The organism is Breznakibacter xylanolyticus, from assembly GCF_003254275.1.
In the GTDB taxonomy this organism is placed as follows: Bacteria; Bacteroidota; Bacteroidia; order Bacteroidales; family Marinilabiliaceae; genus Breznakibacter; species Breznakibacter xylanolyticus.
In genome coordinates, this window is record NZ_QKZK01000005.1 from 41,184 (window position 1) to 66,181 (window position 24,998).

Below are 24,998 nucleotides of genomic sequence, written 5' to 3' on the forward strand. Positions count from 1 at the left end.
GTGTTCAATATTTAAATAAAATATTCTAATTCACACACAACACCTTCATGACCGTCTCTCCCACTGCACCCAACGTCTCCCTGCTAATGATGCTCATATCATCGGCGTGCGTGTGCCAGTAAATCCCAAAACTGGTTCGACTCGTTGGGTCATGCTGAATAATATCCACACAGGGAATGCCGGTGTAGCGATTCACGTACACATGGTCGTCGGTAATCATGCCACCGTTCTCGAACACAAAATAACGGCCATGTCCCAGGGATGCTGCCGTGTTCCATATTTTCTTTGTGACTTGCGGTGCCGTCTGCATCGAATACTGTTCGAGGTAAAAAGTGGCATCTTTAGCCCCTACCATATCGAGCAAAATACCAAATTGCGCTGTGTAGTTTTTCACGTGTGGGTTTTTAGCCCAATACTGACTTCCTAAACACCACGAGTCTTCCATGTAAGGCACATCCTTATGATCAGGCGTTCCATAATCTTCTGCATCAAAAAAGATGATGTCAACACCGGCTTGTGTAGCTGTTTGTCCTAACTGACGAGCAATCTCTAACAACACCCCCACCCCGCTGGCACCATCACTGGCACCAAGAATGGGCTCATCGCGTCGCGACGGATCCGGATCATGATCGGCAAAAGGACGCGAATCCCAGTGCGCAAACAACAAAATACGGTTGTTCTTCTCGGGCTGAAAACGTCCAATGATGTTCTTGGCATGAAGAATGGTGTTATCAAATGCCTTCAAGTCGGCTTCCTGCACAACCACTTCGGCGCCAAACGAACGCAACTTAGCGGCCAGATAATCGGCACAACGGGCATGCGCTTCACTATTCGGCACGCGAGGGCCAAACGCCACTTGTTCGGCCACATATCGATAGGCCGAATCGGCATTAAACGCTGGCACATCAACCACGGTCTGAACCACTGAAGTAGATCCCCCCTTGGATGCGGGACGACACGAAACCATCAACGCACCAATGAGTGTCAACACAAAAAAAAATTTCTTCATACCCTATGTCAAAAAAATATAAAAAAAGGAATGTGATTACTGTCTTACAAAATGAAAAAATAAAAGCACCATCCAATCTATCAGCAAATCTACAATGTTGATTCAATGTCGTTTAGATTAAATGACATGACATGAGACAATAAGACTGATACAGCACGAAATCAAATGTTTAAATCCGTTCTCCTCGTCCCTTCAGTCTAGTCTATCTGTCTTTGGTCTTATAATCTTCTTCTCTTTGATCCGAAACACACAAACGAAACAACATTGCCTCATATATTGATACTTACATCTTGAGTCTTAAATCACTTCAACTCCCACGTCGCCCCATCTTTGCCATCCTTAATCACAAAACCCAACTTGCTCAGCTCATCGCGAATCTGATCCGAGAGTGCAAAGTTTTTGGCGGCCTTAGCTTCTGAACGCAAGTGCAGCATCAATTGCATCACCTCACCAAGTTTCTCGTCGCCACCTGTCGAAGCTACCTCCGTGCTCAGTCCCAAAACATCACCCATAAATCGCTCAAACAAACCTTTTAACCGAACCAAATCATCTGCCGTCATCGAGGCCTGACCGGCGGCGATGGTGTTGATGGCCTTGGTCGCATCAAAAAGCGCGGCAATCACCAAAGGCGTGTTCAAGTCATCACTCAAAGCATCGTAGCAACTCTTTTCAAACGCATCAATGTCATAATTCGTATGTGCACCGGTTTTTAACTTATCAAGCGTCGCCCGGGCATCCATCAACCGCTGCAAACCTTTTTCAGCGGCCTGAAGCGCCTCATTCGAAAAATCGACTGTACTGCGGTAATGCGCCTGAAGAATGAAAAAACGGATGGTCATGGGACTATATGCCGATGCCAACAAGCGGTGCGAACCGGTAAAAAACTCCTCTAGCGTGATAAAGTTCCCCAACGACTTGCCCATCTTTTGCCCATTGATGGTAATCATGTTATTGTGCATCCAGTAACGAGCCGGCTCATGGCCTTTGGCAATGGTTCCCTGAGCAATCTCACACTCATGATGCGGAAACATCAAATCCATCCCCCCCCCGTGTATGTCGAATTGAGTGCCCAAATACTTACTACTCATGGCCGTACATTCAAGATGCCAACCGGGAAAACCGTCCCCAAAACGCGATGGCCAGCGCATGATGTGCTCGGGCGATGCATTCTTCCACAAAGCAAAATCAAAACTACTCCGTTTTTCCTCCTGACCATCCAAATCGCGCGTCGAACTCATCAAATCGTCCAACACACGCCCCGACAGCTTGCCGTACTGATAATCGCGATTGTACTTGGGAACGTCAAAATAAACCGAACCATGACTCTCGTAAGCATACCCTTTGGCCAAAATTTCCTCAACCACCTGAAGCTGTTCAATGATATGACCCGATGCGCGGGGTTCAATGCTGGGACGCTTCACATTCAATCGATCCATGAATGTGTGATAACGATCAGTATAATACTGCGCGATCTCCATGGGCTCCAACTCTTCAAGCCGGGCCTTTTTAGCGATTTTATCTTCACCCTCGTCAGCATCGTTCTCCAAATGCCCCACATCGGTGATGTTACGAACATACCGAACCTTATAACCAAGGTGCGTCAAATAGCGAAACAAAACATCAAACGTGATGGCAGGACGTGCATGCCCCAAATGTGGATCCCCATACACCGTAGGTCCACAAACGTACATCCCCACATGACCGGAATGCAACGGCTCAAAACGCTCCTTCTGACGCGTCAATGTATTGTATACCGTGAAGATTCCCCGATATTTCGTATTACTCATATACTACTATATAACAATTTTGAGTTATCTGCTTTGTCATTTAAACGCATGGCGCTACAAAATAACTCAGCGCCTTCGCGCCTTTGCGTTTATTCTGACTCTGGTATTATTCAAACAACAAATCAGTGGGCAAAATTATGAAATATTCGTGTTGGAATTCATAAAAAGGAGATGGAACTACCATGAAGCCGATAAGATTTTCTGAGTCATGATTTTAATAAATAGTTACACGCGATTAATGAAGCCTACATGCAACAATTCTCAATCTATCATGTGTCACTCAAATCAATTTTCTTCAATTGATGCAATTCGTGTAATTCGTGGACAAAAAAGCATCATCACCTCTAACAACATCATCACCTAGAGCCGGAGGCTCGATCCATTTTGTAAGGCTGGATTTCAATCCGGCCATCACCAAACCTGTGTCACTTTATGCAAACGCCTCAAACCCAAATCATCCAAAATCACCCTAACCCCTCAAATCCCACATCTCTGCATCCCTTGCCAGCCAAGGCTTCCAAAAAAATCACCCCACCTTTAAGTATAGATGGTGTATAGATGAAGCATAGATAAAGCATAGATAGTGTATGAATAGTGCCTGAACGATTATGTTTATTAGACGGATTTTCACCACCTCCCAAAATTCCCAAAAAGTGCAAACCGGCACATCTTACAATACAAAAAATCAATAACCCTTCCCAATTATAAAGTCCAATCCTAATAATGCTCTCCACCCAAACCAACCATCACGTTTGAATCACAATCACATACTTATAAGCACCTCAAAATTAGCGTAATTCGTGCAATTCGTGGATAAAGGACTAATCAGACTGAAATCAATATTAACTTGAACAAAATATGGCAATCAAAACTCATACATAAACACTTCATGAAACACAAACAAGTGGACTTATTAAAAAGTGACTGTAAACAACAAAAAAACAGCGCCATGGCACATCTGCGTTAGAAAAAAAAAGTTCTTTCTACATTCCCTGCTCTTCACATGCCATCTCCATCTATCATTCCATTTGAACGAACCCGTTTTATTATCGTATCTTTGCCCGGTAAAATTTTGAATGAGAATGACACACAAAGCAGGCTACGTCAACATTGTAGGTAATCCCAACGTGGGTAAATCTACGCTGTCGAACAAATTAATAGGCGAAAAACTATCCATTATCACCGCCAAAGCGCAAACCACACGCCACCGTATCTTCGGAATCGTGAATAGCGACGACTATCAAATTATCTTTTCAGACACCCCGGGCGTGCTGAAACCTCACTATAAGTTGCAGGAATCGATGCTCAACTACTCTAAGTCGGCACTCAGCGATGCCGACGTGTTGCTTTACGTGACCGACATGGTGGAGAAATATGACAAAAACAACGAATTCCTCACCATGGTCAAAAAGAGCAATGCCCCCATCCTGCTCGTGATCAACAAGATTGACCTGTCCACTCAGGATGAACTCGATGCCAAATTCGACTTCTGGAAAACTGAGTTGCCTAACGCCGAAATATTCCCCATCTCGGCTCAACACGGCTTTAACACTCAAAACCTGATGAACCGCATCGTTGAACTGATGCCCGATTCACCCCCGTATTTCGACAAAGAGGCGCTCACCGACCGCCCCGAACGTTTTTTCGTTACCGAAATCATCCGCGAAAAAATCCTCAACTACTACCAAAAAGAGATTCCCTATTCGGTTGAAATTGAAATTGAACAATTCACCGATGCACCCACACGAGCCGACATACGCGCCGTGATTCACGTGGCTCGCGACACCCAAAAAGGAATCATCATCGGTCACCAGGGAAAAGCCCTCAAAAAAGTGGGCACCGAAGCCCGCAAAGACATCGAGACTTTCCTCGACAAAAAAGTTTTCCTCGAACTCTACGTCAAAGTCACCAAAGACTGGCGCGACAAAGACAACATGCTCAAGAAATTCGGCTACGAACTGTGATTTGACAATTATTCTCAAATCATTCTGATTCAATTTTTTAAAACCCGTTGCAAAACGATTGCCAAAATTGTATTTTTGCACCCCCTTAAAGATAAGGGACAAACATAAGACACGACCATCATGGGAAACATTGTAGCCATCGTCGGCCGCCCCAACGTAGGAAAATCTACCTTATTTAACCGCCTGACCGAATCGCGCCACGCCATCGTGGACGAAGAAGCAGGCGTCACTCGCGACCGCCTCTACGGCAAAGCCATGTGGAACGGCAAAGAATTCTCCATCATCGACACAGGGGGATATGCCTTTAACAGCGACGACTTTTTTGAGGACGAAATAAAAAAACAAGTGGTCATCGCCGTCGAAGAGGCTGACCTCATCGTATTTGTGGTGGATGTCACTTCCGGCATCACCGATTACGACGAAGCCGTGGCTGAATTGTTGCGCCGTTCACGCAAAAAAGTGGTGCTGGCCGTCAACAAAGTCGACAACGCCTCGCGCGATGCCGATGCACCCATCTTTTATTCTCTGGGAATCCCCGACCTGTTCACCATCTCGGGTATCAACGGTAGCGGCACCGGCGACCTGCTCGACTTCATCACCGAAAACCTTCCAAAAACAGGGCTTACGGAAGAGGAAGACACCCTCAACTTGCCCCGATTCACCGTGGTGGGACGTCCCAATGCCGGTAAATCGTCGCTGGTAAATGCCCTCGTTGGCGAAGATCGAAACATAGTCACCCCCATCGAAGGAACCACCCGTGATTCCATCTATACCCGATACAACAAATTTGGCCACGACTTTTTCCTGGTCGACACGGCCGGCATGCGCAAACGCACCAAGGTAAAGGAAGATCTCGAATTCTACTCGGTGATGCGCTCAATTCGCGCCATCGAAAACGCCGATGTCTGCCTGTTGATGATTGATGCCACCCGTGGCATGGAAAGCCAGGACTTGAAAATATTTCACCTCATCGAACGGAACAACAAGGGCGTGGTCATTCTGGTCAACAAATGGGACTTGGTGGAGAAAACCACCAACTCGACCCGCGACTTCGAAAAGGTAATTCGCGAACGCATCGCCCCATGGACCGATGTGCCCATCCTGTTCATCTCGGCGCTCACCAAACAGCGCATATTCAAGGCCTTGGAAACAGCACAAGAGGTGTTCGACAATAAACAACGAAAAATCACCACGTCGCGACTCAACGAAATGCTGCTCCCCATTGTGGATGCCACTCCTCCACCTGCCACCAAAGGCAAGTACATCAAAATTAAGTACATCACCCAATTGCCAACCTCAACACCTTCGTTTGCGTTCTTCTGTAACCTGCCCCAATACGTGAAAGACCCCTACAAACGATTTCTTGAAAACAAAATCAGGGAAATGTTCAATTTCACGGGAGTGCCGGTGAATATTTTCATGAGAAAAAAATAAATCTCACTTATCAAAAAGATGTCCCGAGAGGACATCTTTTTTTATTCCCATACACGATCATCGCAAGCAAAAAATCTGCCCCTACTTTGGATTCAATCCAAATAAAGAGTAATTTTACCATATCAAATCCGATATGGTTAAGTTAAGAGAAAAAGATGTCAGACAAAGAGACAGATATGAGATGAAAACAGATGTTTAGATCCGTGCTCTTCGTCTCTTCAGTCTAATCTATCTGTCTTTAGTCTAATCATCTTCTTGTCTCTATTGTGAATCGCACTAACTTAACAACATTGATATCTAATCCCTAAAATTCTTTCCAATGGTGATTAACAGCGACATGAAAATGGCCGATTTGGTGATGCTAGACATCCAAATACTGGCTCTGATACAGCGATTGAACATCCCCTTGGGATTCAGGGATAAAACCATCAGAGAGGTATGCACCGAGCACGATGTCAATGAAACATTTTTCATTCAACTGGCCAATGCCTGCCACGACTCGGATTACGTGCCTAAAGAACAGCAGCTCACCTTTCCGCCCGAATGCATGATTCGCTATCTGCAAAGCACCCACAAAGACTTTTTGCATTACCGCATCCCCTCCATCGAAAAACAGATTGCCGAAATTGAACAATTCACCGATTCGCCTCGAAACCCGGAGCTGCTCCTCAACTTTTTCAGGGAATACATCAGCGAGTTTCAATCGCATCTCGACCTGGAGGAACGTACCGTGTTTCCCTACACTCTACTTTTAAGCCAATGCATCCGCGAAAAAACATTGTTGCCTCAGTTCAGCACCGAATTTGGCGAGTACAACATCGACCGATATATGCATGAACACAACGACATTGAGGAGAAACTGTTTGACCTTAAAAACATCCTGATAAAATACATGCCCCCTCCAACTGATAGTCGCAAATACAACAGCCTGATTCACGATCTCTTTCATCTCGAAAAAGATCTTAACGACCACACCGACTTGGAAAACAAAGTCCTTGCTCCCCTGGTGAGATTGATGGAAAAAGAGTTACAACGAATCATCTAACAGTCAAACCATGAACGTCATATTGGCCGAACCGTCGTACATCATCCGTAAAGGTTTCATCCATTTACTAAGAGAATTTCCTGAAATTGAAACCATCATCGAATGCTCAAAATCCGACGACCTGGAGCATCACACCCAAGAGCATCCCCTTCATTTGATCATTGCCAACACATCGTTTGAAATCCCCATGCAAGAAGATTTGGACGAAAATTCAGTGCAACCCGTGGTTATGTACCTGTTTAACACCCCTTTACCACAAGGTGCCAGCCAATATCATTTATCGGTGTACGAAGGTAAATCGACCCTGGCCGAAAAACTGCAACATGCCATCCAATTGTGCAAAACCAACAATAATGGCGAACAGGGTGAGGAACTCAGCCCCCGAGAAAAACTGGTTCTCAAACACGTCGCCCTGGGGCAAACCAACAAAGAAATTGCCGACCAGCTCTTTATCAGCACCCACACAGTGATTTCGCACCGCAAAAACATCACCAAAAAACTGGGAATCAAAACGGTGTCGGGTCTCACCGTCTATGCCATCCTCAACAAACTCATCGGGATGGAGGACATTTCATAGGATCTGTTTTGATGTATGAATGAACATCGCGATGCAAAGCCATTAGTTTCATGCACATTGAGCTGATTTTAAACACTTTTCAAACCTCATCAATCCTCCAATACAACAGAAATCGGCGGCCTACAAATTTTTCTCTCCTCCTGCACCGATGATGCAAAAACCATTTATTATTGCATCGCAAAAGCAATCAGATGAGACATAAATATAGCGACCGCATCAAACCACACCTTGACCAATTACAAGACTCTGTACAGCAATTTATTGAATGGTCGTCACCACACGCTCGCAAGGTAAAAAACGAATGGGAGCAGGTGGGTGAACACATACACCCCGTAGCCAAAACCGATGAAAGCATCCGACGAATGGCGGCCTTTGCTCTCGACTTGCTTATCTCATTCTTGCTTTGGCTATTCCCCATTGGCGGATGGGTTCTGTCTGTTGGATACATGTTACTGCGCGATTCGCTCCCCTTTTTAGCAGGCAAAAGCGCCGGCAAACGCTTTTTTCATCTGCGAGTGGCGCAACGTGGGAACTTGAAACCCATCACCGGCCGATATCTTCTCTCCGCCAAACGCAACCTCACCATTCTTGTTCCCGGACTCAATCTGTACGATATTTACAGTTATTTCATTCATGGCGACCGCTTGGGCGACCAATGGGCAGGCACACTGGTCATTGACGAACGCTACGACATGTCGTCGAAAACCGGCACCCTCACGTAAAACACGGTGCCGCTGCCCACTTCTGTTTCATAATGAATGCCGCCTCCACTGCTCTCAACAATGTTTTTAACAATGGCCAGCCCCAATCCCATACCACTGGTTTTGGTAGTGAAATTGGGGGTGAACATCTTTTCGCGCAACGATTCGGGAATACCCTTCCCATTATCGCGAAACGACATCACCAATTGGGCGCCTTCACGTTTCACTGTAATATCAATGACACCGGCACGCCCTTCGGGAATGGCTTGAATGCCATTCTTGATGAGATTATTGAACACACTCAGCAGTTGCTCACCATCCATCAACACCTTCACTCCGGCATCGACCTTTACATCAACCCGAATGGTCACATCGGATGACTGCTGATAAAGCGAAACCGTATTCATCAATTTATCAACCAATGCGATGGGCTCACGACGCGCCACCGGCATCTTGGCAAAATGTGAAAACTCATTGGCAATAACCGACAACTGCTGAATCTGCTCGATGAGCGTCCGGGTGACCCGCTGAATGAAACTGTCGAAATCGGGGACTTGGTCACGCCACGCTTTTTGAAGATACTGCACACTGAGTTGCATGGGCGTTAGCGGGTTTTTGATTTCGTGGGCGACTTGCTTGGCCATTTCACGCCAGGCCAATTCGCGCTCCGAACGTGCCAGCTTTTCGGCACTCAATGCCAATTCGTCCACCATGCGGTTATAGGTATCCACCAAATGACCTATTTCATCGGTTCCGGCGTAAACAATCTTCTCGTTCTTAAGACCCAATCGTGTTTGGCTCAATCGATGTCGAATTAACGACAATGGCCTTGTAATCTGTCGCGAAGCAATCAACGCCATGCCAATAGCCAGCAACACAAACACAAGATATGCATTGATAATGGCCACCAGAATGGACGAAATCTCATCACGCAACTCGTTGGAACCCACAAAATAGGGGAGATTCAAATAAGCCAACACCTCGTTGCGTTGATTCAATAGCGGCACATAGGCCGATGTAAACATCAGCCCTCCAATAGACTCCTGATGCACAAACTCTCGAACCCCGCGATATTTCAACGACTCGTAAGCATTGGGATCCATCAGATTGCCAATGATCCCGCGTCGGTACAACTCGGGGCGTGACGTGGCCAACAATTGACCATCCAATCCATACAAATTGATATCGCTATAAAATACGTTAGAAAAATTCTGTAACAGATAGTTGAGATACCCGGCCATGTCGTCTGTCAAGGCCGACTCGCTACCCACTTTCTGCTCCATCCCAAGCATCACCGATTTGAGCCGTTGCGACAGCATGTCGCTGTTCTTACGACGAAACTGCCACGATGTGTACAAGACCGTGCTTACACCCACCACCATCAAAAGAATGACCATGAAGGAAATCATGGATATTTGGATGCGCTGACGAATGGAATAAGGCTCGGCCGAACGATGCATCAATCGATTAAGCGCGATCAGAACTGTTGCAAGAATCCAAAATACCACAAAGAAAAGCGAGAAGGCAAACAACAAGTTCGAAAGCGTTATTTGAGGGCAACTAATAATGACCGCAGCCCCCTGACGGTAAGCATAGGTGAGATGCGAATAACCTCCCGTATACGTCCACTGCTTATCGCCCTGTACCAAACTATCGGACAAGAGCTTGAGGTCGTATAAATAATTCCCGCTGCGTTTCACCAGCTTCCCGTTCACATATCCGGCATACGAATATCCTTTCATCAAATCAAAACGCACACGATCTTTGTCACTCAAAAGCAATTCAGGGTAACCCGGCCCCTCAAAATAAGGCTTGGAGGTGAGTTCAACATATACCGACAATTCAAGGCCCGGCTGACCCTTGAAATAGTCAAACATCCCAAAATAATTGACCTGCCCATTATCTTTCTTCAACAAATAAAAATGCCGACATCCCGATATCGAATCACCAAATTGCAACAACATGTCGCTAAAATACCGGTAACAATCCACGGTTTGATCGCTCCCGTCGACATACAATTCAGCTCCCGGCCAACATGGCACCACTTGAATATCGTAACGCCCCAAATACCCATAAAAATAGTTCTTGATCAGATATTGCTTCAATTCCTCATCAAATATATCCCCTTCGGCAATCATGCCCCTGATATTGCCATCGGTAGCAATACGCTCTTCCATATCTGACAGATACATCTCGGCCACCGCATCCTGCTCACCCGTCATGTTGCCTGCCAGCATGTCAATCAGAAAAAGACGGTTGGACTGCTCCTTCACGCCGTTAAAATGATAAATGCGTACCACGGCAAAAATATCTGCAATAAGCAATAACCAAACCAAATGACGAAACGTAAAAGAAACCATCCGCCGATGGTACATCCACCCAATGGTGCCAATCATCAACACCATGAATAACGAGGCATCCCAATGATTGAATCTTCCAGCCGTAACCTGTAGAATCTGATATAACAACGCTGATGCAACCACGGATACTACAAATGGGAACAACCTTCGTCGATAGAAAAGCAAAGGCATCAAACGATACCCAAACAGGGTAAAGCCAAGCATCAGCATAAATACAATGCCCATTTTAACCACCGAAACCGCACCAAAATCAGACAGGTGCATAAACATGAACACATCAGGCGAATGATCAACAAGAACCTGCATCACCCAGTTCATCAACCACAACATCCCCATCAACAACAACCAGGCAAAGACTCGTAACCATATCCGATGCCTTACCAAACTGCGCGGCCATCGAAAAAAGAAACAAGAACACCACACAAAAAACACCCCAAGCATCACCGCGATACCCAAGGAGCCGACCGAGGCAAACCATGCCGAATATGCAAACCAAACAGGCGAAAACAAGGAAACATTAGACAATCCGGTATAAACACCCGACACAAAAAAAAGATAATAGATCAAAAACCCCAGCCCAAAGATGACCAACAACCATCGCCCTCGATAAACTGAGTTCCGAATAATGAAAACCATCAACACCCCGCCAACAACAAGCCACAGCAGCAAAAAAATCGCCCCAACCCTTGCAATCCACGAGATGTGAGCATGACCAACCCGATCGATCAACGAAAAAAGATACTTCCCCTCATGACTCCGCATCTCCATACCTCCGCTGCTTCGGTCGAAGGAAATATCATAGCCATCACCTAATCGGAATACAGGATTGAAATGATTGACCAAATAAGGGTTCTGATAGGGATATTCCGACTTCAGCAACAACAACCCCACAATAGCCAAGTTGCCACGACGAACCACCGATGACAAATACCATCCATTGGCCAATCGAACCGGGGAAACTTCAAAATCTGTCAAATCGGAACCCTCAACCGACACACGCTGTGCACTCCAAGCCAGAGCAACCGTATCAGAATAAACCACAAACTGATATGGCAAATCGCCATTGTCCAACATCAGCCGCCAAATCTCTTCTTTTGAGGATGTTAACTGATCAGCAACCTGGCGGGTACGTACGTCCAAGGCATACACCTCACGCATCAATTGTTCCCTGAAGAATGTCTGCTGATGCTCACGGGCATTGATGTGTCGATACATCCATTCGCAGGTCACCACGCCCGTCAATAACAATAGCCACAGCACCACCAAGCCTTTGCACCGGAAAAACGACCTGACCATATCCCAAAAAGCTGACACAAAGCGACGACTCATAAGCTATATATATTACTATCAATCATGATGATAGGGCTCACCCTTCAGAATGGTCATGGCGCGATAGAGCTGCTCGGTAAAAATCACGCGAACCATTTGATGGGAAAATGTCATGCGCGAAAGCGACATCTTGGAATTCGCCGCTGCATACACCGCATCCGAGAAACCGTAAGCCCCCCCAATCACAAACACCAACCGCTTGACCATGCCATGTTGATGCTTATCAATGATGGTCGAAAATTCACGCGACGATGGTTGTTTCCCGTTTTCATCGAGCAATACCAGATGGTCACCGGGCTGCAAGGCCGATAAAATAAGTTCACCTTCCTTTTGTTTAAGCTGTGATTCATCAAGGTTTTTGGCGTTTTTCACCGATGCAATTTCCTTGATTTCAAACGGCAAATAATGCTTCAACCTGCCCGTATATTCATCAATGCCCGCCTGAAGCCAGGGCTCCACAGTTTTCCCAATCCAAATCAATGTCACTTTCATGCGTTTCGCTTATCATTTATCGAACAGTCACGGCTATCACAAATTCATTTCCCTTAGCGATTTACCATTCCAACCACCCGGTTTAGCCTCGCTAAAATCATCAAACACCCGCAATTGAAAAAAATGGATTGATATTTGCTATCAAACATCATCACTCCACCCAAATTAACGGTTGGATAAAAGTACAAATAGAAATCGGAAAAGAAACCATGCAGCAATTTTGCAAACAAAATGTTATCTTTCGGCACGAAAGAACCCAAAATTTCAACAACCCGACACCGAAAACCCGACCAGCCAACGCCATTGGCCATGGTTTCTTACTAAAAATGAAAGAAATGAACCTGCTAAAACACATCATCATCGCCCTGCTCATGACTGTGAGCAGCCTGGCCGTGGCACAGCGCGGAAAATTCCCCGATGCGGTAACCAACGCCACTCGTAATGCCGACAGTCGCACATTGTCTCAATATTTTAACGATAAAGTTGAGCTGGTTCTTCCCGGCAACTCTGGCGTATTCAGCAAATCGCAAGCCGAGCAAATCATCAAAAACTTTTTTGCTTCTTCGCCCTGCGATGAATTCAGCATCATCCACCAGGGCGAGCGCGACAACTCATCATTTGCCATTGGAAAATATAAAACCAGAGGCAAAAACCTCCGCTTTTACTTTTTGGTCAAAGAAGGAGGCAGCAGTGTTACCATCCATCAATTACGCATCGAAAACCAAGATGAATAAAGAAATTCTGGCTCAAATCATCGATTTTGCCGTTCGTGAGGACATTGGCGACGGCGACCACTCCTCATTGGCCTGTATCCCCGAAGAAGCCACCGGTCGCATGCACCTGTTGGTTAAAGAAACAGGAATACTTGCCGGCGTTGATCTGGCTCAAATGGTATTTGGACGCATCGACCCATTTGTCAAATTCAAGAAATTAATTGCCGACGGCACCTCTGTTAATCCCGGGGATATCGCCTTTACCGTTGAAGGCAAAGTGCATTCCCTACTCAAATCGGAACGACTGGTACTCAATATCATGCAGCGCATGAGCGGCATTGCCACCGTGACGCGCACCTATGCCGACCGGCTGCAAGGACTAAAAACACGGGTGCTTGACACCCGCAAAACCACACCAGGCGTGCGCATGCTCGAAAAAGAAGCCGTGCGCATTGGCGGCGGCGTCAACCACCGGATGGGATTGTATGACATGATTATGCTCAAGGACAACCACATTGACTTTGCCGGCGGCATTGAAAAGGCCATCCTTACCACAAAAAAATACCTGAAAGAAACCGAACGATCTCTTAAGATTGAGGTAGAAACACGCAATTTCGACGAACTGGAACAGGTACTGACAGTTGGCGGCATTGACCGAATTATGTTCGACAACTTCACTCCCGAACAAACGCGTGAAGCTGTTGCTCGCGTGGCAGGACGCTTCGAAACCGAGTCATCGGGCAACATCACCCTCGACACCATTCGCGACTATGCCGAATGCGGCGTTGATTACGTTTCGGTGGGGGCACTCACGCATCAAATTAAGAGCCTCGACCTGAGCCTGAAAGCCATCAGCTAAATGCGAATGTCGGCATGCACACTCCGGCAATGGAATGCCACTTTTGAACATGAGCTCACACACCTTTATCCGCGTGAAGAGTGCCGACGATTTGTATCCATGCTGGCCGAACATTACTGCAAATGGTCCAGAACCAAGCAACTCACTTCGGCTGACGAAACACTCCCTCCCCATGCCAACCAACAATTTGGCATCATTCTGGAAGGCTTAAAACAGGCGCGTCCCATTCAACATCTCATTGGGGAAGCTTGGTTCATGGAACGTCCCTTCAGCGTGTCGTCCGATGTTCTCATCCCGCGACCCGAAACTGAAGAATTGGTACACCACATTGTCAACGACAACCAATGCCCAAATCCAACCATCCTCGACATTGGAACCGGGTCGGGGTGCATTGCCATCAGCCTGAAAATGATGATACCCCATGCCACTGTGTCGGCTTGGGACATATCGGAAAAAGCACTGACCCTGGCTCGCGAAAATGCCCAAAGACACCACTGTGACGTGCTTTTCAGCCGAACAGATGTATTGACGCAAAATCCCGACAAAGGTGAACAATATGACATTGTGGTCAGCAATCCACCCTATATTTGCGAACAGGAAAAAAAACTGATGCACGCCAATGTATTGAAACATGAACCGCATCTGGCGCTGTTTGTACCCGATAGCGACCCGTTGTTGTTTTACCGTACCATTGCCCGACTGGCACAAACCATTCTCAAACCATCGGGAAAGCTCTATTTCGAAATCAATGAGGCATACGGTACGGAAACAGCCAACATGCTCACGTCGATGGGATATATTAACATCGATATTTTAAACGACCTGCAAGGCAAACAGCGCATGCTCAGAGCCCATCGGCAGCCCTAATGTCGGCAAGCACCGTAACACTCATTTGGTGGGCAGCTTCAAAAAACAACGTAAACTCTTCGCGCAAAGGAATATAATCATCTTGCAACCGCACGATGGCCGCTTCCACACGATCGGGCATCGACGTATGACGAGTCATAATGGTCAATGCTCGGGCAATACCTTCAACCGTTTGGTACGACTCCAGACGACGGCTCTGCACCATAAAAGGGACAATGCGTTTCACCTCCCCAGGCAACCGAAAATAGTTTTTCACCAACATGCGATTAATCATGGTCACATAATCCGAAAGCGACTGGTGATGATAATTCTCCCACAAAGCGGCCAAAAAATGATCGTAAAATAAATCGACAACTACCCCCGCATAACGATCATAGGGTTGCTTCATCCGCTGAATACTCTGCTTCACCACGGAATGACCATCGGTAAAAGCATCGATGCGACGATGCAACTGAATGCCATGACGTATTCCCGGCGGATAATCGAGATAACGACTGCCCTTCACAAAATCACCCATGAAATTCCCTAAACGCACGTCCGGGTCGGAGCCTGAAAGATAAAGGTGTGCCAGAAAATTCATAACAATAAGGACATCATCCCAATATAAATCAAAGTGATATTCACTTGGCAGGTTTTAAGTCGATGGTGGCCATAATGGGAAAATGGTCTGAGAAATTCTCCGAAAATGCACCAAATTTCACCGCTTCGAATTCCGGGGAATGAAAAATGAAATCGATCCTAAAAGAAGGTAGTTTTCCGTTGTAAGTCCCTTGAAAGCCAATGCCCGCCTGACGAAAAGCATCCTTGAGGTCGCCAAGCATGGTGTGGTAAACGTACGACACGGGTGTATCGTTAAAATCGCCACACACAATAACCGGGTAAGCCGAGTTTTTGACGTGTCGGGCAATGGTCTCAGCTTGTATTGCCCGTTGCGTAAAGGAATGCTGCAACTTCCAAGCAATGAGACGCAACCCGGCCATGTGATTATCATTCCACTTGCTATTGATGCTATCAATGAAATTGTAATCATGCGTTTTAAGCCGAACAGATTCCAGATGGTTGTTGAATACCCGAACCACCTTCCCGTGAATGTTGATGTCGGTTTGGATGCTGAAATTTGAGGTGTTTGAAAACTCAAGATACTTTTTATCTACTATGGGATATTTCGAAAAAGTAGCTTGCCCAAACTTGCGCCCTTTTTTCCCCACCACGTTGTATTCAATGTGGCGATAGGGATACTTGCGCAAACGCAACACCACATGATTTTCCGAATAAGACTCCTCGTTCATATTCGAAAAAAACTCCTGAAAACAAACAATGTCAGGGTCTTTTTGATTGATGAAATCGAGCACCTTCTCGTTCACCCCTTTCTTTCCGGTCCACGAATAATAATCGAACATGCGGGTATTAAACGACATGATACGAACCGGCTTCACCGCTGTCGATTCGTCCGTCCAAATCCCTTTTAACTGATAAAGATTGGCCAAATGGCCAAACGTTGCCGTACAAACCAACAAACACAACACCATCCGTTTCCAGTTCCGTCGAAACAGATTGATAAACATAAACGTCAATGCGAGGAGCCATAAAAGAGGAAACCCAAAACCGGCAAAAGCAAGCACGTTTAAGTATTTGGGACTCACGTATGCCGTCATGGCTGAGCCCACAAGCAAAATAGCCGACACAATGGTCAGCGTAGTCAGCGTGTGATGTGCAAATTTCTTCAACATGGGTCAACGTTCTTGGCTGGCTTCAAACAGCACCTTTTTCTCATCTTTGGTCAAACTGTCGTAGCCACTCATTTTTATTTTGTCGAGAATGCGGTCAACCTCAGCCTGACGCTTCACCTTGATGGCGTTATACTCCATGTCGGTGAGCGGGCGACGATGAGTCACCTTCATTTTCGATTTCGGTTTAAACAATCCCACCAGCGGGTTTTTCCACTCGGGAGCATTATGGCGATGCTGCACCGGCTTACCGGCCATGGAGCGGGCATAAAGATATCCAAACAAAGCGCCACCTAAGTGAGCCAAATGACCGCCGGTGTTATCCAGCGTGGGGATGCTTATTAAATCGATGATCACAGCCACCAGGGCAATGTATTTAAGTCGCACGTCACCAAAAAACATGAGATAAACACGGTGATTGGGCGCATAAGCGGCCACCGCAAACAAAATGGCCATCACCGAAGCCGATGCCCCCATAAGCAGTCCCGATGGGAAATAATGATAAAACGAAGGCACCAGATTAAAGGCCAGCAGATAAACAAGCCCGCCCAAAATACCACCTCCAAAATACACATAGAGCAATCGCCTCGAGTTTAAAAACTCAAGAAATAATTTGCCAAACCAATAGAGATACAATACATTGAACAACACATGTAAAAACTGGTAATGTACAAACATGTACGAAACCAGCGTCCAGGGCTTCACCATTAACGACAATGGATTGGAAGGCATCGACAACCACTGCAGCAACGGGTAACTACTTTCGGCATAAGGTCCGGTGGTAAAGGTGAAGAACGCCTGAATGAGGCGCAACAACACAAACACACCAATATTGATGTAAATGAGGCGCGTAAGCACTGACCCCCACTTGTACGAATCCTTAATTTCCTGCCAGATGGTCATACGTGTATTTGTCGTTTAATATTTAAACTACTATATAACTCTTTTGAGTTATCTGATTTTTTATTTGAACAAAGGGGGAGCAAAGCTTAATCAGCTTGATATAATAAATCAAAATAAAACTCTGTGTCCCTGTGTCTCCGTGTTCATTAAAAAACTCTATTAATAAATCCCCTTTTTGCGCCAATGCAAAATCAGGAAAAAGCCAAACACCATCCCCCCCAGGTGAGCCCAATGCGCCACATTGTCACCTTGCAGGTTCGACACCCCCATAAACAACTCGATGGCACCGTAAATCATCACAAAATACTTGGCCCGAATGGGAATGGGCGGAAACAATAACATGAGCTGAATATCGGGAAACAACATCCCAAATGCAAGCAGAATTCCAAACACCGCCCCCGATGCACCAATGGTCTGCCCGTTGAGCGCCAGATTGAGCGAACGCATGTTCACATCCGTATAATTCATTCCCTGCTGAATCACTGACAACCCATCCTTATAAACCTTCAGTATTTGCTCATAATCCAGCATCCCTTCATAATGACGAATGGAAAACCAAGCCACCAAGAACTGAACCAAACCGGCTCCCACGCCCGTTACCAGGTAATAAAGTAAAAAACGCTTGGAACCCCAATGATTCTCGAGCATGATTCCAAACATAAACAACGGGAACATATTGAAAAACAGGTGCGAAAAGTCGGCATGCAAAAACATGTAGGTAAACAACTGATACGACTCAAAACCCTCGGCAGCAGGATAATGCAACGCCAGTCGCTCGGTGATGGGGAAATAAGCTACCAACACCTGCTGAGCAATAAACGCCAACACGTTAATGATGAGCAAATTCTTCACCACCGGCGAAATATTTGGCAAAAAGGACGAACGAAAATTCATATCAACAATATTTTACGTCACAATTATGTATTCAATCAAAACCAACCTGAGTCACGCTTACTGAAACCGCTGCTCCAGCTCATCGTTGGGCACAATCACCACAATGGGTTTGCCATCGGGCGAATAATTGGGCGTTGCGCAAGCAAAAAGCGAATCGAACAACTCCTGCATCTCCACCGCAGTGAGGTAACGCCCGTAATCCATGGCACTTTTACGCGCAAGGGTCGATGCCACCCGCTTGTGCAAATCGAGCATGGCATCGTATTCGCTGCTGCGGTAATCCTCAATAATCGTTTCGAGCATGTCGCGCACCACCACCCCTTCCAGGTCGGCGGGCAAACCCTTGATTTCAAAGTCGCCGTCTTCGTTCTCGTCAATATCGATGCCCACCGTTTGCAGCTCGTCGAGCAATTCGCTCAGCACCATGGCATCCTCGGCTTTAAATGTTAAAACCTCAGGAAAAAGAATTTGTTGCGATGCCGACTTGTGATTTTCCATCTGCCGCAAAAACCGCTCAAACAAAATGCGCTCGTGTGCCCGCTTCTGGTCAATCATCATCAGCCCCGACTTAACCGGCGTCATGATATATCGTCCCTTGAACTGAAAGAAGGCAGATGCCGATGTCACCGCCGATGGTGTGGCGTGCTGGTGCTCAATTTGCTGCTGCACAACTGTCTCGGCATGAGGCAAAGGCGCTTCATCAGCAGCATCAACCTCCTCGTCAAACATTTTTGAAGTAAAGGTTTCCGTCTCAAAATGATTGTAGAGGCTGTCCCAACCTGCGGCAGATGGACGTGATGAGAATGAGCCACCTGAAGCACGCGGCGTTTGGCTCGACACATCAAAGGGATTATAGGTGGGATTAATGGCAATACCGGGCACCACCAAATCGTCATTATCTTGCTCCATCAGCGGCATGTCGAGCATCCCGGCCGTATCAAAATCGATGCTTGGTACCACGTTGAACTTACCCAGGCTTTCGCGAACGGCAGCGTTGATGGTGTGCCAAATGGTGCGCTCGTCCTCAAACTTGATTTCAGTTTTGGTGGGATGGATATTGATGTCAATCACTTCGGGATTCACCTCCATAAAGATGAAATATGAAGGAATGGCATCACCGGGAATCAAATTGTCGTATGCCTCCAAAATGGCCTTATGCAGATAAGGATGACGCACAAAGCGCTGATTCACAAAAAAGAACTGCTCCCCGGTGGTCTTCTTAGCCGACTCAGGCTTGCCCACAAAACCGCTCACAATCACAAAAGGCGTTTCGGCGTTAACAGGCACCAAGCCGGTGGTGCTTTTTTTGCTGTCAATTAAGTGGTTGATGCGCTGTCGCAAATTGGTCGAAGGCAAGTCATACACCAGCACATCGTTGTGCAACAGCGAAAACTCAACATCGGGATGCGCCATAGCCACCCTCGTAAATTCATTAATGATATGTGTAAACTCGGTGCTGTTTTTTTTCAGAAACTTGCGTCGTGCCGGAACGTTAAAAAACAGGTTCTTCACCATAAAGTTGCTCCCCTCGGGACAATGGATGGTTTCGGCATCATCAAACACTGAACCGGCCACCCCCACGTAGGTTCCCAGCTCCTCACCACGAGCACGGGTACGCAATTCAACCTGCGCCACTGCGGCGATGGATGCCAGCGCTTCGCCACGGAATCCCTTGGTGCGAATGGCAAACAAATCGTTTGACGAAGTAATTTTGGACGTGGCATGGCGCTCAAACGACATGCGGGCATCCATTTCGCTCATCCCCTTGCCGTTGTCAATCACCTGAATGAGCGATCGCCCGGCTTCGCGGATGATGACCTTGATGCAGGAACTGTCGGCATCCACGGCATTTTCCACCAACTCCTTTACCACCGAGGCCGGACGCTGCACCACCTCTCCGGCGGCAATCTGGTTGGCTACCGAATCGGGCAATAATTTGATGATATTTGACATAGTGATGCTTCGTGAATCAGCAATCATTTTTTGGGCGGCCATAAGTAATCGACCCCGGACAAAAAAAGATCACCACAGGTTTTATTTCGTAATCAGATCCAGCCATTCGCGACTGGTTGAATACATATAATAGGCCAGCGCCATCAATATAAAGATGATGATAATCAATCGGATGTTCGACTTGTTTTTCTCCTTGCGGGTGACATTGAACATCGACTCCCGCCGCCCTCGCATTTTGCCTCGGATACGACCTTCGATGGCCGAACGGTTCATCTCGGCTTCGCTGCCATCAATGCCCAATTCATCTTTAATACGACGTTCACGCTCCTTCTGTTCCTCTTTAACCTCATCGTAATAAATGGGTATATGATTGAACACGCGATGACTGGGCAACTTAAACAAGGTGATTCTCATAACGTTTCTTTTTTCTCCATTTTGAAACCGAATGATGCAAAGATAGCCAATTCGCTGAGATATGACCACACACATTTAACCCGCCACCAAACACCGGCATCAACACGACTTTTCAATCTCACAGACACAAGCTCTGACAATATGACGAGAACCAGTCTTTGCTCCCTAACAAAGTTCGACCATGATGTATAGGAATGCAAAATGGATTTATTCGGCGACACGAAGAGAATAAACCCAATTGCCTGCCATGGGTAATCCCACTCAGTTCGAACAAATCCATACACCCAACAAAAAAGAAGGTTAAAATGCAACATCCCCTGTCATATTGCAAAACATCTCCCTAACTTAACCTCATGATTTCATTCACACATCATTGACCATGACCCCACAAACCCTCCGCAACGAAATCGTTGACTACTGCCGCGAACATGGCACCGAAGAAAACATCATTAAATATGCCCGCTTTTTTAAAGAAGGGTTTAAAGGCCACGGCCTCACCTCGCCACAAGCCAAAGAACTGGTGGCCATGCTTAAAAAGAAACCGGGAGTGACCGTCGACCTGGTCATCGATACCATGCCCCTGATGCTCCCCGGAGGCATGTACGAAGAAATTTCAATTCCCCTCACCCTCCTCGACGCTCTGCACAAACAGCTGACCAGGCAACATTTTGATGCCATTAATTCCTGGTTTGCCAAAGGCATTCACAACTGGGCGCATGCCGACATTTTGGGCATGATGGTGCTGCCAAAATTCATCGAAAAAGAACTCATTACGATGCAAGCATTTGCCCCATGGCTCACCTCGCCCTATCACTTTCAACGTCGATGCGTCCCCGTCACGCTCATCAAATCACTAAAAAATGCATCTTCCTTCACCGACATTTTCAACTTCCTTGAGCCACTGATGCGCGACCCCCAACGCGAAGTGCACCAAGGCATGGGCTGGTTTTTGCGCGAAGCCTGGAAAAATCAACCCCTTGAAACCGAGCGCTTCCTTCTCAAATGGAAAGAAGAGGCACCTAGACTCATCATTCAATATGCGTGCGAAAAAATGACGCCCGAAGAAAAAGCCAGATTTAAACGTTCAAAAAAATAAACCCCGATATCAATCCTCAGTTGATAACGCGAAAATCGTCCCTTATTACACTTTCATCCAGAATCAGACTCAGCCGAATCATTTCAATAGTTTTAAAACACTTCTGCTTACGATTTAATGTTAATAATTGCTGAATCCTTTGGATTTATCATTTTAATGAGTAATTTTGAATTGTTTTAAAGCAAGGGGCGAGGTAGGTGCGAACAACCTTGCCCAGTTAAACAAACATTACTGACTCAATATAAACAGATTAGATATGTGCGGGATTGTAGCAGCATTTGACTTGAAACAGAAGTCATCAGAGTTGAGAGCCCAGGTTTTGGGCATGTCAAAAAAGATTCGTCACCGCGGGCCCGACTGGTCGGGCATTTATTGCACCGACAAGGCCATTCTGGCTCACGAACGCCTGGCCATTGTTGATCCCCAATCGGGTGGACAACCCCTGTTCAGCAAAGACGGGAAACTGGTACTGGCCGTCAACGGCGAAATTTATAACCACCTGGAGATTCGTGAACAGCTCAAAGGGGAATACGAATTTTTGACAAATTCGGACTGCGAAGTCATTCTGGCTCTCTACCGCAAAAAAGGCCCTGCCTTTTTAGAAGACCTCAACGGGATCTTCGCCTTTGCACTTTACGACACCGAGAAAGACGTCTATCTGGTAGGGCGTGACCATATTGGTATCATCCCGCTTTACAAAGGATGGGACAAACAAGGCAACTTTTACGTAGCCTCCGAACTCAAAGCACTCGAAGGCATTTGCTCCATCATTCAGGAATTCCTGCCCGGTCACTACCTTTACAGTAAAGACGGCGAAATGACCCGTTGGTACAACCGCGACTGGCAGCAATTCGACACCGTGAAGGACAACGAGGCCAGCATTGACGAGCTGCGCGACGCCCTGGAAGCGGCCGTGAAACGCCAGCTCATGTCGGATGTACCCTATGGCGTGCTGTTGTCGGGCGGTTTGGATTCATCCATCATCTCAGCCATCGCCAAAAAATTCTCTGGCAAACGCATCGAGTCCAACGATGCGCAGGATGCCTGGTGGCCTCAACTGCACTCATTTGCCGTGGGACTGAAAGGATCACCCGACCTGACTGCGGCACGTAAAGTGGCCGATGCCATTGGCACCGTTCACCACGAAATCCACTTCACCGTGCAAGAAGGGTTGGATGCCATTCGCGATGTGATTTATTACCTCGAAACTTACGACGTAACCACGGTACGCGCATCAACCCCCATGTACCTGATGTCACGCGTCATCAAATCGATGGGCGTGAAGATGGTGCTCTCAGGCGAAGGCGCCGACGAAATCTTTGGCGGATACCTCTACTTCCACAAAGCTCCCAACGCCGAAGAGTTCCATAAAGAAACCGTGCGAAAAATCAGCAAACTGCACCTCTACGACTGCCTTCGCGCCAACAAGTCGCTGGCGGCATGGGGTGTTGAAGGACGCGTGCCTTTCCTCGACAAAGAGTTCATGGACGTGGCCATGCGCCTGAATCCCGCTGCAAAAATGGCCGGCAAAGAGAAGATGGAAAAATGGATCCTGCGTAAGGCCTTCGAAACCTATCTGCCCGAAAGCGTGGTCTGGCGCCAAAAAGAACAATTCTCCGACGGCGTGGGTTACAACTGGATTGACTCCCTGAAAGAAATCACTGCCTCCGCAGTTACCGATGAACAAATGGCCAGCGCCAAGTTCCGCTATCCAGTCAACACGCCCATGAGCAAAGAAGAATACTACTACCGCACCATCTTTGCCGAACACTTCCCATCGGAGCAGGCTGCTGCCTGTGTGCCATCAGTACCATCGGTGGCCTGCAGCACCGCCGAAGCACTGGCATGGGACGAATCGTTCCGCAAAAATGCAGACCCGTCGGGTCGTGCGGTGAAAAGCGTGCACAACGACGCTTTATAACACAACAAAACAGGACGTTTAGAAATTGAGCTGAAGATTTGGATAAAGGGTTTTATTGTATTTTCTAACGCGGACTGTTCCTAATTCCGGTGCAAAACCTAAAGGGTTTTTGCACCGGATTTTTTGTATTTTTACCCCCCTAAAAGGCAGCAACCATGAAGCAATATCTCGACTTATGCGAGCGGGTACTCCGCGAAGGGGTCAAAAAAGAGGATCGCACCGGCACCGGCACCATTAGTGTTTTTGGACATCAAATGCGTTTCAACCTCGAAAAAGGGTTCCCTCTGGTAACCACAAAAAAGGTTCACCTGAAGTCGATTATTCATGAACTGCTATGGTTCATCCAGGGCAGCACCAACGTAAAATACCTACAGGACAATGGCGTGCGCATTTGGAACGAATGGGCCAAACCCGACGGTGAGCTCGGCCCCATTTATGGTTACCAATGGCGTTCGTGGCCCGATTACCACGGTGGCCACATCGACCAGCTCAAGCAGGTGATAGAAAGCATCAAAAATAACCCTGACTCGCGCCGCCACATCGTCAGCGCCTGGAACGTGGGTCAAATTGACGATATGCAGCTACCACCCTGCCACATCTTGTTTCAATTTTATGTGGCCGAGGGCAAACTGAGCTGCCAACTTTACCAACGAAGTGCTGACCTCTTTTTGGGAGTTCCCTTTAACATTGCCTCCTACGCCCTTCTCACCATGATGATGGCTCAGGTCACCGGCCTAAAGCCCGGTGAATTCGTGCATACGCTGGGCGATGTACACATTTACCACAACCACATCGACCAGGTGATTGTGCAACTGACCCGCGAACCCCGCAAAAAACCTCACATGAGCATCAATCCCAACATCACCGAGATTGACAAGTTCAGCTACACCGATTTCGAACTGACCAATTATGACCCGCACCCCCACATCAGCGGGCAAATATCCATTTAACAG

21 protein-coding genes are annotated in these 24,998 nt (G+C 46.9%); 11 read left to right on the forward strand and 10 right to left on the reverse strand.

The genetic code is table 11. The features are described from left to right. Nucleotides 1-25: 25 nt before the first annotated feature. Together LX69_RS04115 and cysS are read right to left on the reverse strand one after the other, a co-directional pair. A complete protein-coding gene (locus LX69_RS04115; RefSeq protein WP_111444559.1) occupies nucleotides 26-1,009 on the reverse strand; it encodes a M28 family peptidase in 984 nt (327 codons plus the stop codon). Between the two features lie 302 nt (nucleotides 1,010-1,311). Further along, entirely contained in the window at nucleotides 1,312-2,796 is a 1,485-nt protein-coding gene (gene cysS, locus LX69_RS04120) for a cysteine--tRNA ligase (protein ID WP_111444560.1), read from the reverse strand. A gap of 1,082 nt (nucleotides 2,797-3,878) precedes the next feature. On the opposite strand from cysS, the gene era reads away from it, so the two are divergent. The 5 genes from era to LX69_RS04145 all read left to right on the forward strand — a co-directional run bounded on the left by era (nucleotide 3,879) and on the right by LX69_RS04145 (nucleotide 8,538). Beyond that, entirely contained in the window at nucleotides 3,879-4,760 is an 882-nt protein-coding gene (gene era, locus LX69_RS04125) for a GTPase Era (protein WP_111444561.1), read from the forward strand. A gap of 120 nt (nucleotides 4,761-4,880) precedes the next feature. Beyond that, on the forward strand, nucleotides 4,881-6,194 hold the full coding sequence (gene der / locus LX69_RS04130) for a ribosome biogenesis GTPase Der (RefSeq protein WP_111444562.1): 1,314 nt from the start codon (nucleotides 4,881-4,883) through the stop codon (nucleotides 6,192-6,194). Between the two features lie 319 nt (nucleotides 6,195-6,513). After that, nucleotides 6,514-7,239 (forward strand): hemerythrin domain-containing protein, encoded by a 726-nt coding sequence (locus LX69_RS04135; protein ID WP_111444563.1) that lies wholly within the window; start codon nucleotides 6,514-6,516, stop codon nucleotides 7,237-7,239. A gap of 10 nt (nucleotides 7,240-7,249) precedes the next feature. Next, nucleotides 7,250-7,816: a response regulator transcription factor gene (locus LX69_RS04140; RefSeq protein ID WP_111444564.1), complete on the forward strand. Its 567-nt coding sequence runs from the start codon at nucleotides 7,250-7,252 to the stop codon at nucleotides 7,814-7,816. 191 nt (nucleotides 7,817-8,007) lie between these two features. Further along, nucleotides 8,008-8,538, forward strand: coding sequence for an RDD family protein (locus LX69_RS04145; protein WP_111444565.1), 531 nt, complete (start codon nucleotides 8,008-8,010; stop codon nucleotides 8,536-8,538). Here the strand turns inward: LX69_RS04145 and LX69_RS04150 are convergent. Both LX69_RS04150 and rlmH read right to left on the reverse strand, forming a co-directional pair. Beyond that, entirely contained in the window at nucleotides 8,502-12,206 is a 3,705-nt protein-coding gene (locus LX69_RS04150) for a sensor histidine kinase (RefSeq protein ID WP_111444566.1), read from the reverse strand. The genes LX69_RS04145 and LX69_RS04150 overlap by 37 nt on opposite strands. Before the next feature lie 18 nt (nucleotides 12,207-12,224). Continuing rightward, a complete protein-coding gene (gene rlmH / locus LX69_RS04155; RefSeq protein ID WP_111444567.1) occupies nucleotides 12,225-12,698 on the reverse strand; it encodes a 23S rRNA (pseudouridine(1915)-N(3))-methyltransferase RlmH in 474 nt (157 codons plus the stop codon). Between the two features lie 335 nt (nucleotides 12,699-13,033). Here rlmH and LX69_RS04160 point away from each other — a divergent pair, with 335 nt between their 5' ends. The 3 genes from LX69_RS04160 to prmC are packed head-to-tail and all read left to right on the forward strand — an operon-like array spanning nucleotide 13,034 to nucleotide 15,137. Further along, entirely contained in the window at nucleotides 13,034-13,432 is a 399-nt protein-coding gene (locus LX69_RS04160; protein WP_170124231.1) for a DUF4783 domain-containing protein, read from the forward strand. Beyond that, nucleotides 13,425-14,270: a carboxylating nicotinate-nucleotide diphosphorylase gene (gene nadC, locus LX69_RS04165; protein WP_111444569.1), complete on the forward strand. Its 846-nt coding sequence runs from the start codon at nucleotides 13,425-13,427 to the stop codon at nucleotides 14,268-14,270. The genes LX69_RS04160 and nadC overlap by 8 nt, the downstream gene beginning before the upstream one ends. 6 nt (nucleotides 14,271-14,276) lie before the next feature. Beyond that, nucleotides 14,277-15,137 carry a peptide chain release factor N(5)-glutamine methyltransferase gene (gene prmC, locus LX69_RS04170; RefSeq protein ID WP_170124232.1) on the forward strand — a complete coding sequence of 287 codons (861 nt, stop codon included), beginning with the start codon at nucleotides 14,277-14,279 and terminating at the stop codon, nucleotides 15,135-15,137. Here the strand turns inward: prmC and LX69_RS04175 are convergent. From LX69_RS04175 to LX69_RS04200, 6 genes are all read right to left on the reverse strand, one after another. Continuing rightward, nucleotides 15,115-15,717, reverse strand: a complete 603-nt coding sequence (locus tag LX69_RS04175) for an acyl carrier protein phosphodiesterase (RefSeq protein ID WP_111444571.1) — start codon at nucleotides 15,715-15,717, stop codon at nucleotides 15,115-15,117. The two genes, prmC and LX69_RS04175, sit on opposite strands and share 23 nt — an antisense overlap. Nucleotides 15,718-15,757: 40 nt before the next feature. Then, nucleotides 15,758-16,867, reverse strand: coding sequence for an endonuclease/exonuclease/phosphatase family protein (locus LX69_RS04180; RefSeq protein WP_111444572.1), 1,110 nt, complete (start codon nucleotides 16,865-16,867; stop codon nucleotides 15,758-15,760). Nucleotides 16,868-16,870: 3 nt separating this feature from the next. Next, on the reverse strand, nucleotides 16,871-17,767 hold the full coding sequence (locus LX69_RS04185; RefSeq protein WP_111444573.1) for a rhomboid family protein: 897 nt from the start codon (nucleotides 17,765-17,767) through the stop codon (nucleotides 16,871-16,873). Between the two features lie 159 nt (nucleotides 17,768-17,926). Then, nucleotides 17,927-18,661 carry a rhomboid family intramembrane serine protease gene (locus LX69_RS04190; RefSeq protein WP_111444574.1) on the reverse strand — a complete coding sequence of 245 codons (735 nt, stop codon included), beginning with the start codon at nucleotides 18,659-18,661 and terminating at the stop codon, nucleotides 17,927-17,929. Nucleotides 18,662-18,718: 57 nt separating this feature from the next. Then, nucleotides 18,719-20,614, reverse strand: a complete 1,896-nt coding sequence (mutL, locus tag LX69_RS04195) for a DNA mismatch repair endonuclease MutL (RefSeq protein WP_111444677.1) — start codon at nucleotides 20,612-20,614, stop codon at nucleotides 18,719-18,721. An 81-nt stretch (nucleotides 20,615-20,695) separates the two neighbouring features. Further along, nucleotides 20,696-21,028, reverse strand: a complete 333-nt coding sequence (locus LX69_RS04200; protein WP_111444575.1) for a hypothetical protein — start codon at nucleotides 21,026-21,028, stop codon at nucleotides 20,696-20,698. A gap of 379 nt (nucleotides 21,029-21,407) precedes the next feature. Between LX69_RS04200 and LX69_RS04210 the strand changes: the two genes are divergently transcribed. From LX69_RS04210 to LX69_RS04220, 3 genes are all read left to right on the forward strand, one after another. Next, on the forward strand, nucleotides 21,408-22,124 hold the full coding sequence (locus tag LX69_RS04210; protein ID WP_111444577.1) for a DNA alkylation repair protein: 717 nt from the start codon (nucleotides 21,408-21,410) through the stop codon (nucleotides 22,122-22,124). Between the two features lie 256 nt (nucleotides 22,125-22,380). Beyond that, nucleotides 22,381-24,045, forward strand: coding sequence for an asparagine synthase B (gene asnB, locus LX69_RS04215; protein ID WP_111444578.1), 1,665 nt, complete (start codon nucleotides 22,381-22,383; stop codon nucleotides 24,043-24,045). 155 nt (nucleotides 24,046-24,200) lie between these two features. Beyond that, the gene (locus LX69_RS04220; RefSeq protein WP_111444579.1) at nucleotides 24,201-24,995 is read left to right on the forward strand and encodes a thymidylate synthase; all 795 of its coding nucleotides are present in this window, start codon (nucleotides 24,201-24,203) and stop codon (nucleotides 24,993-24,995) included. The last annotated feature ends 3 nt before the right edge of the window (nucleotides 24,996-24,998 follow it).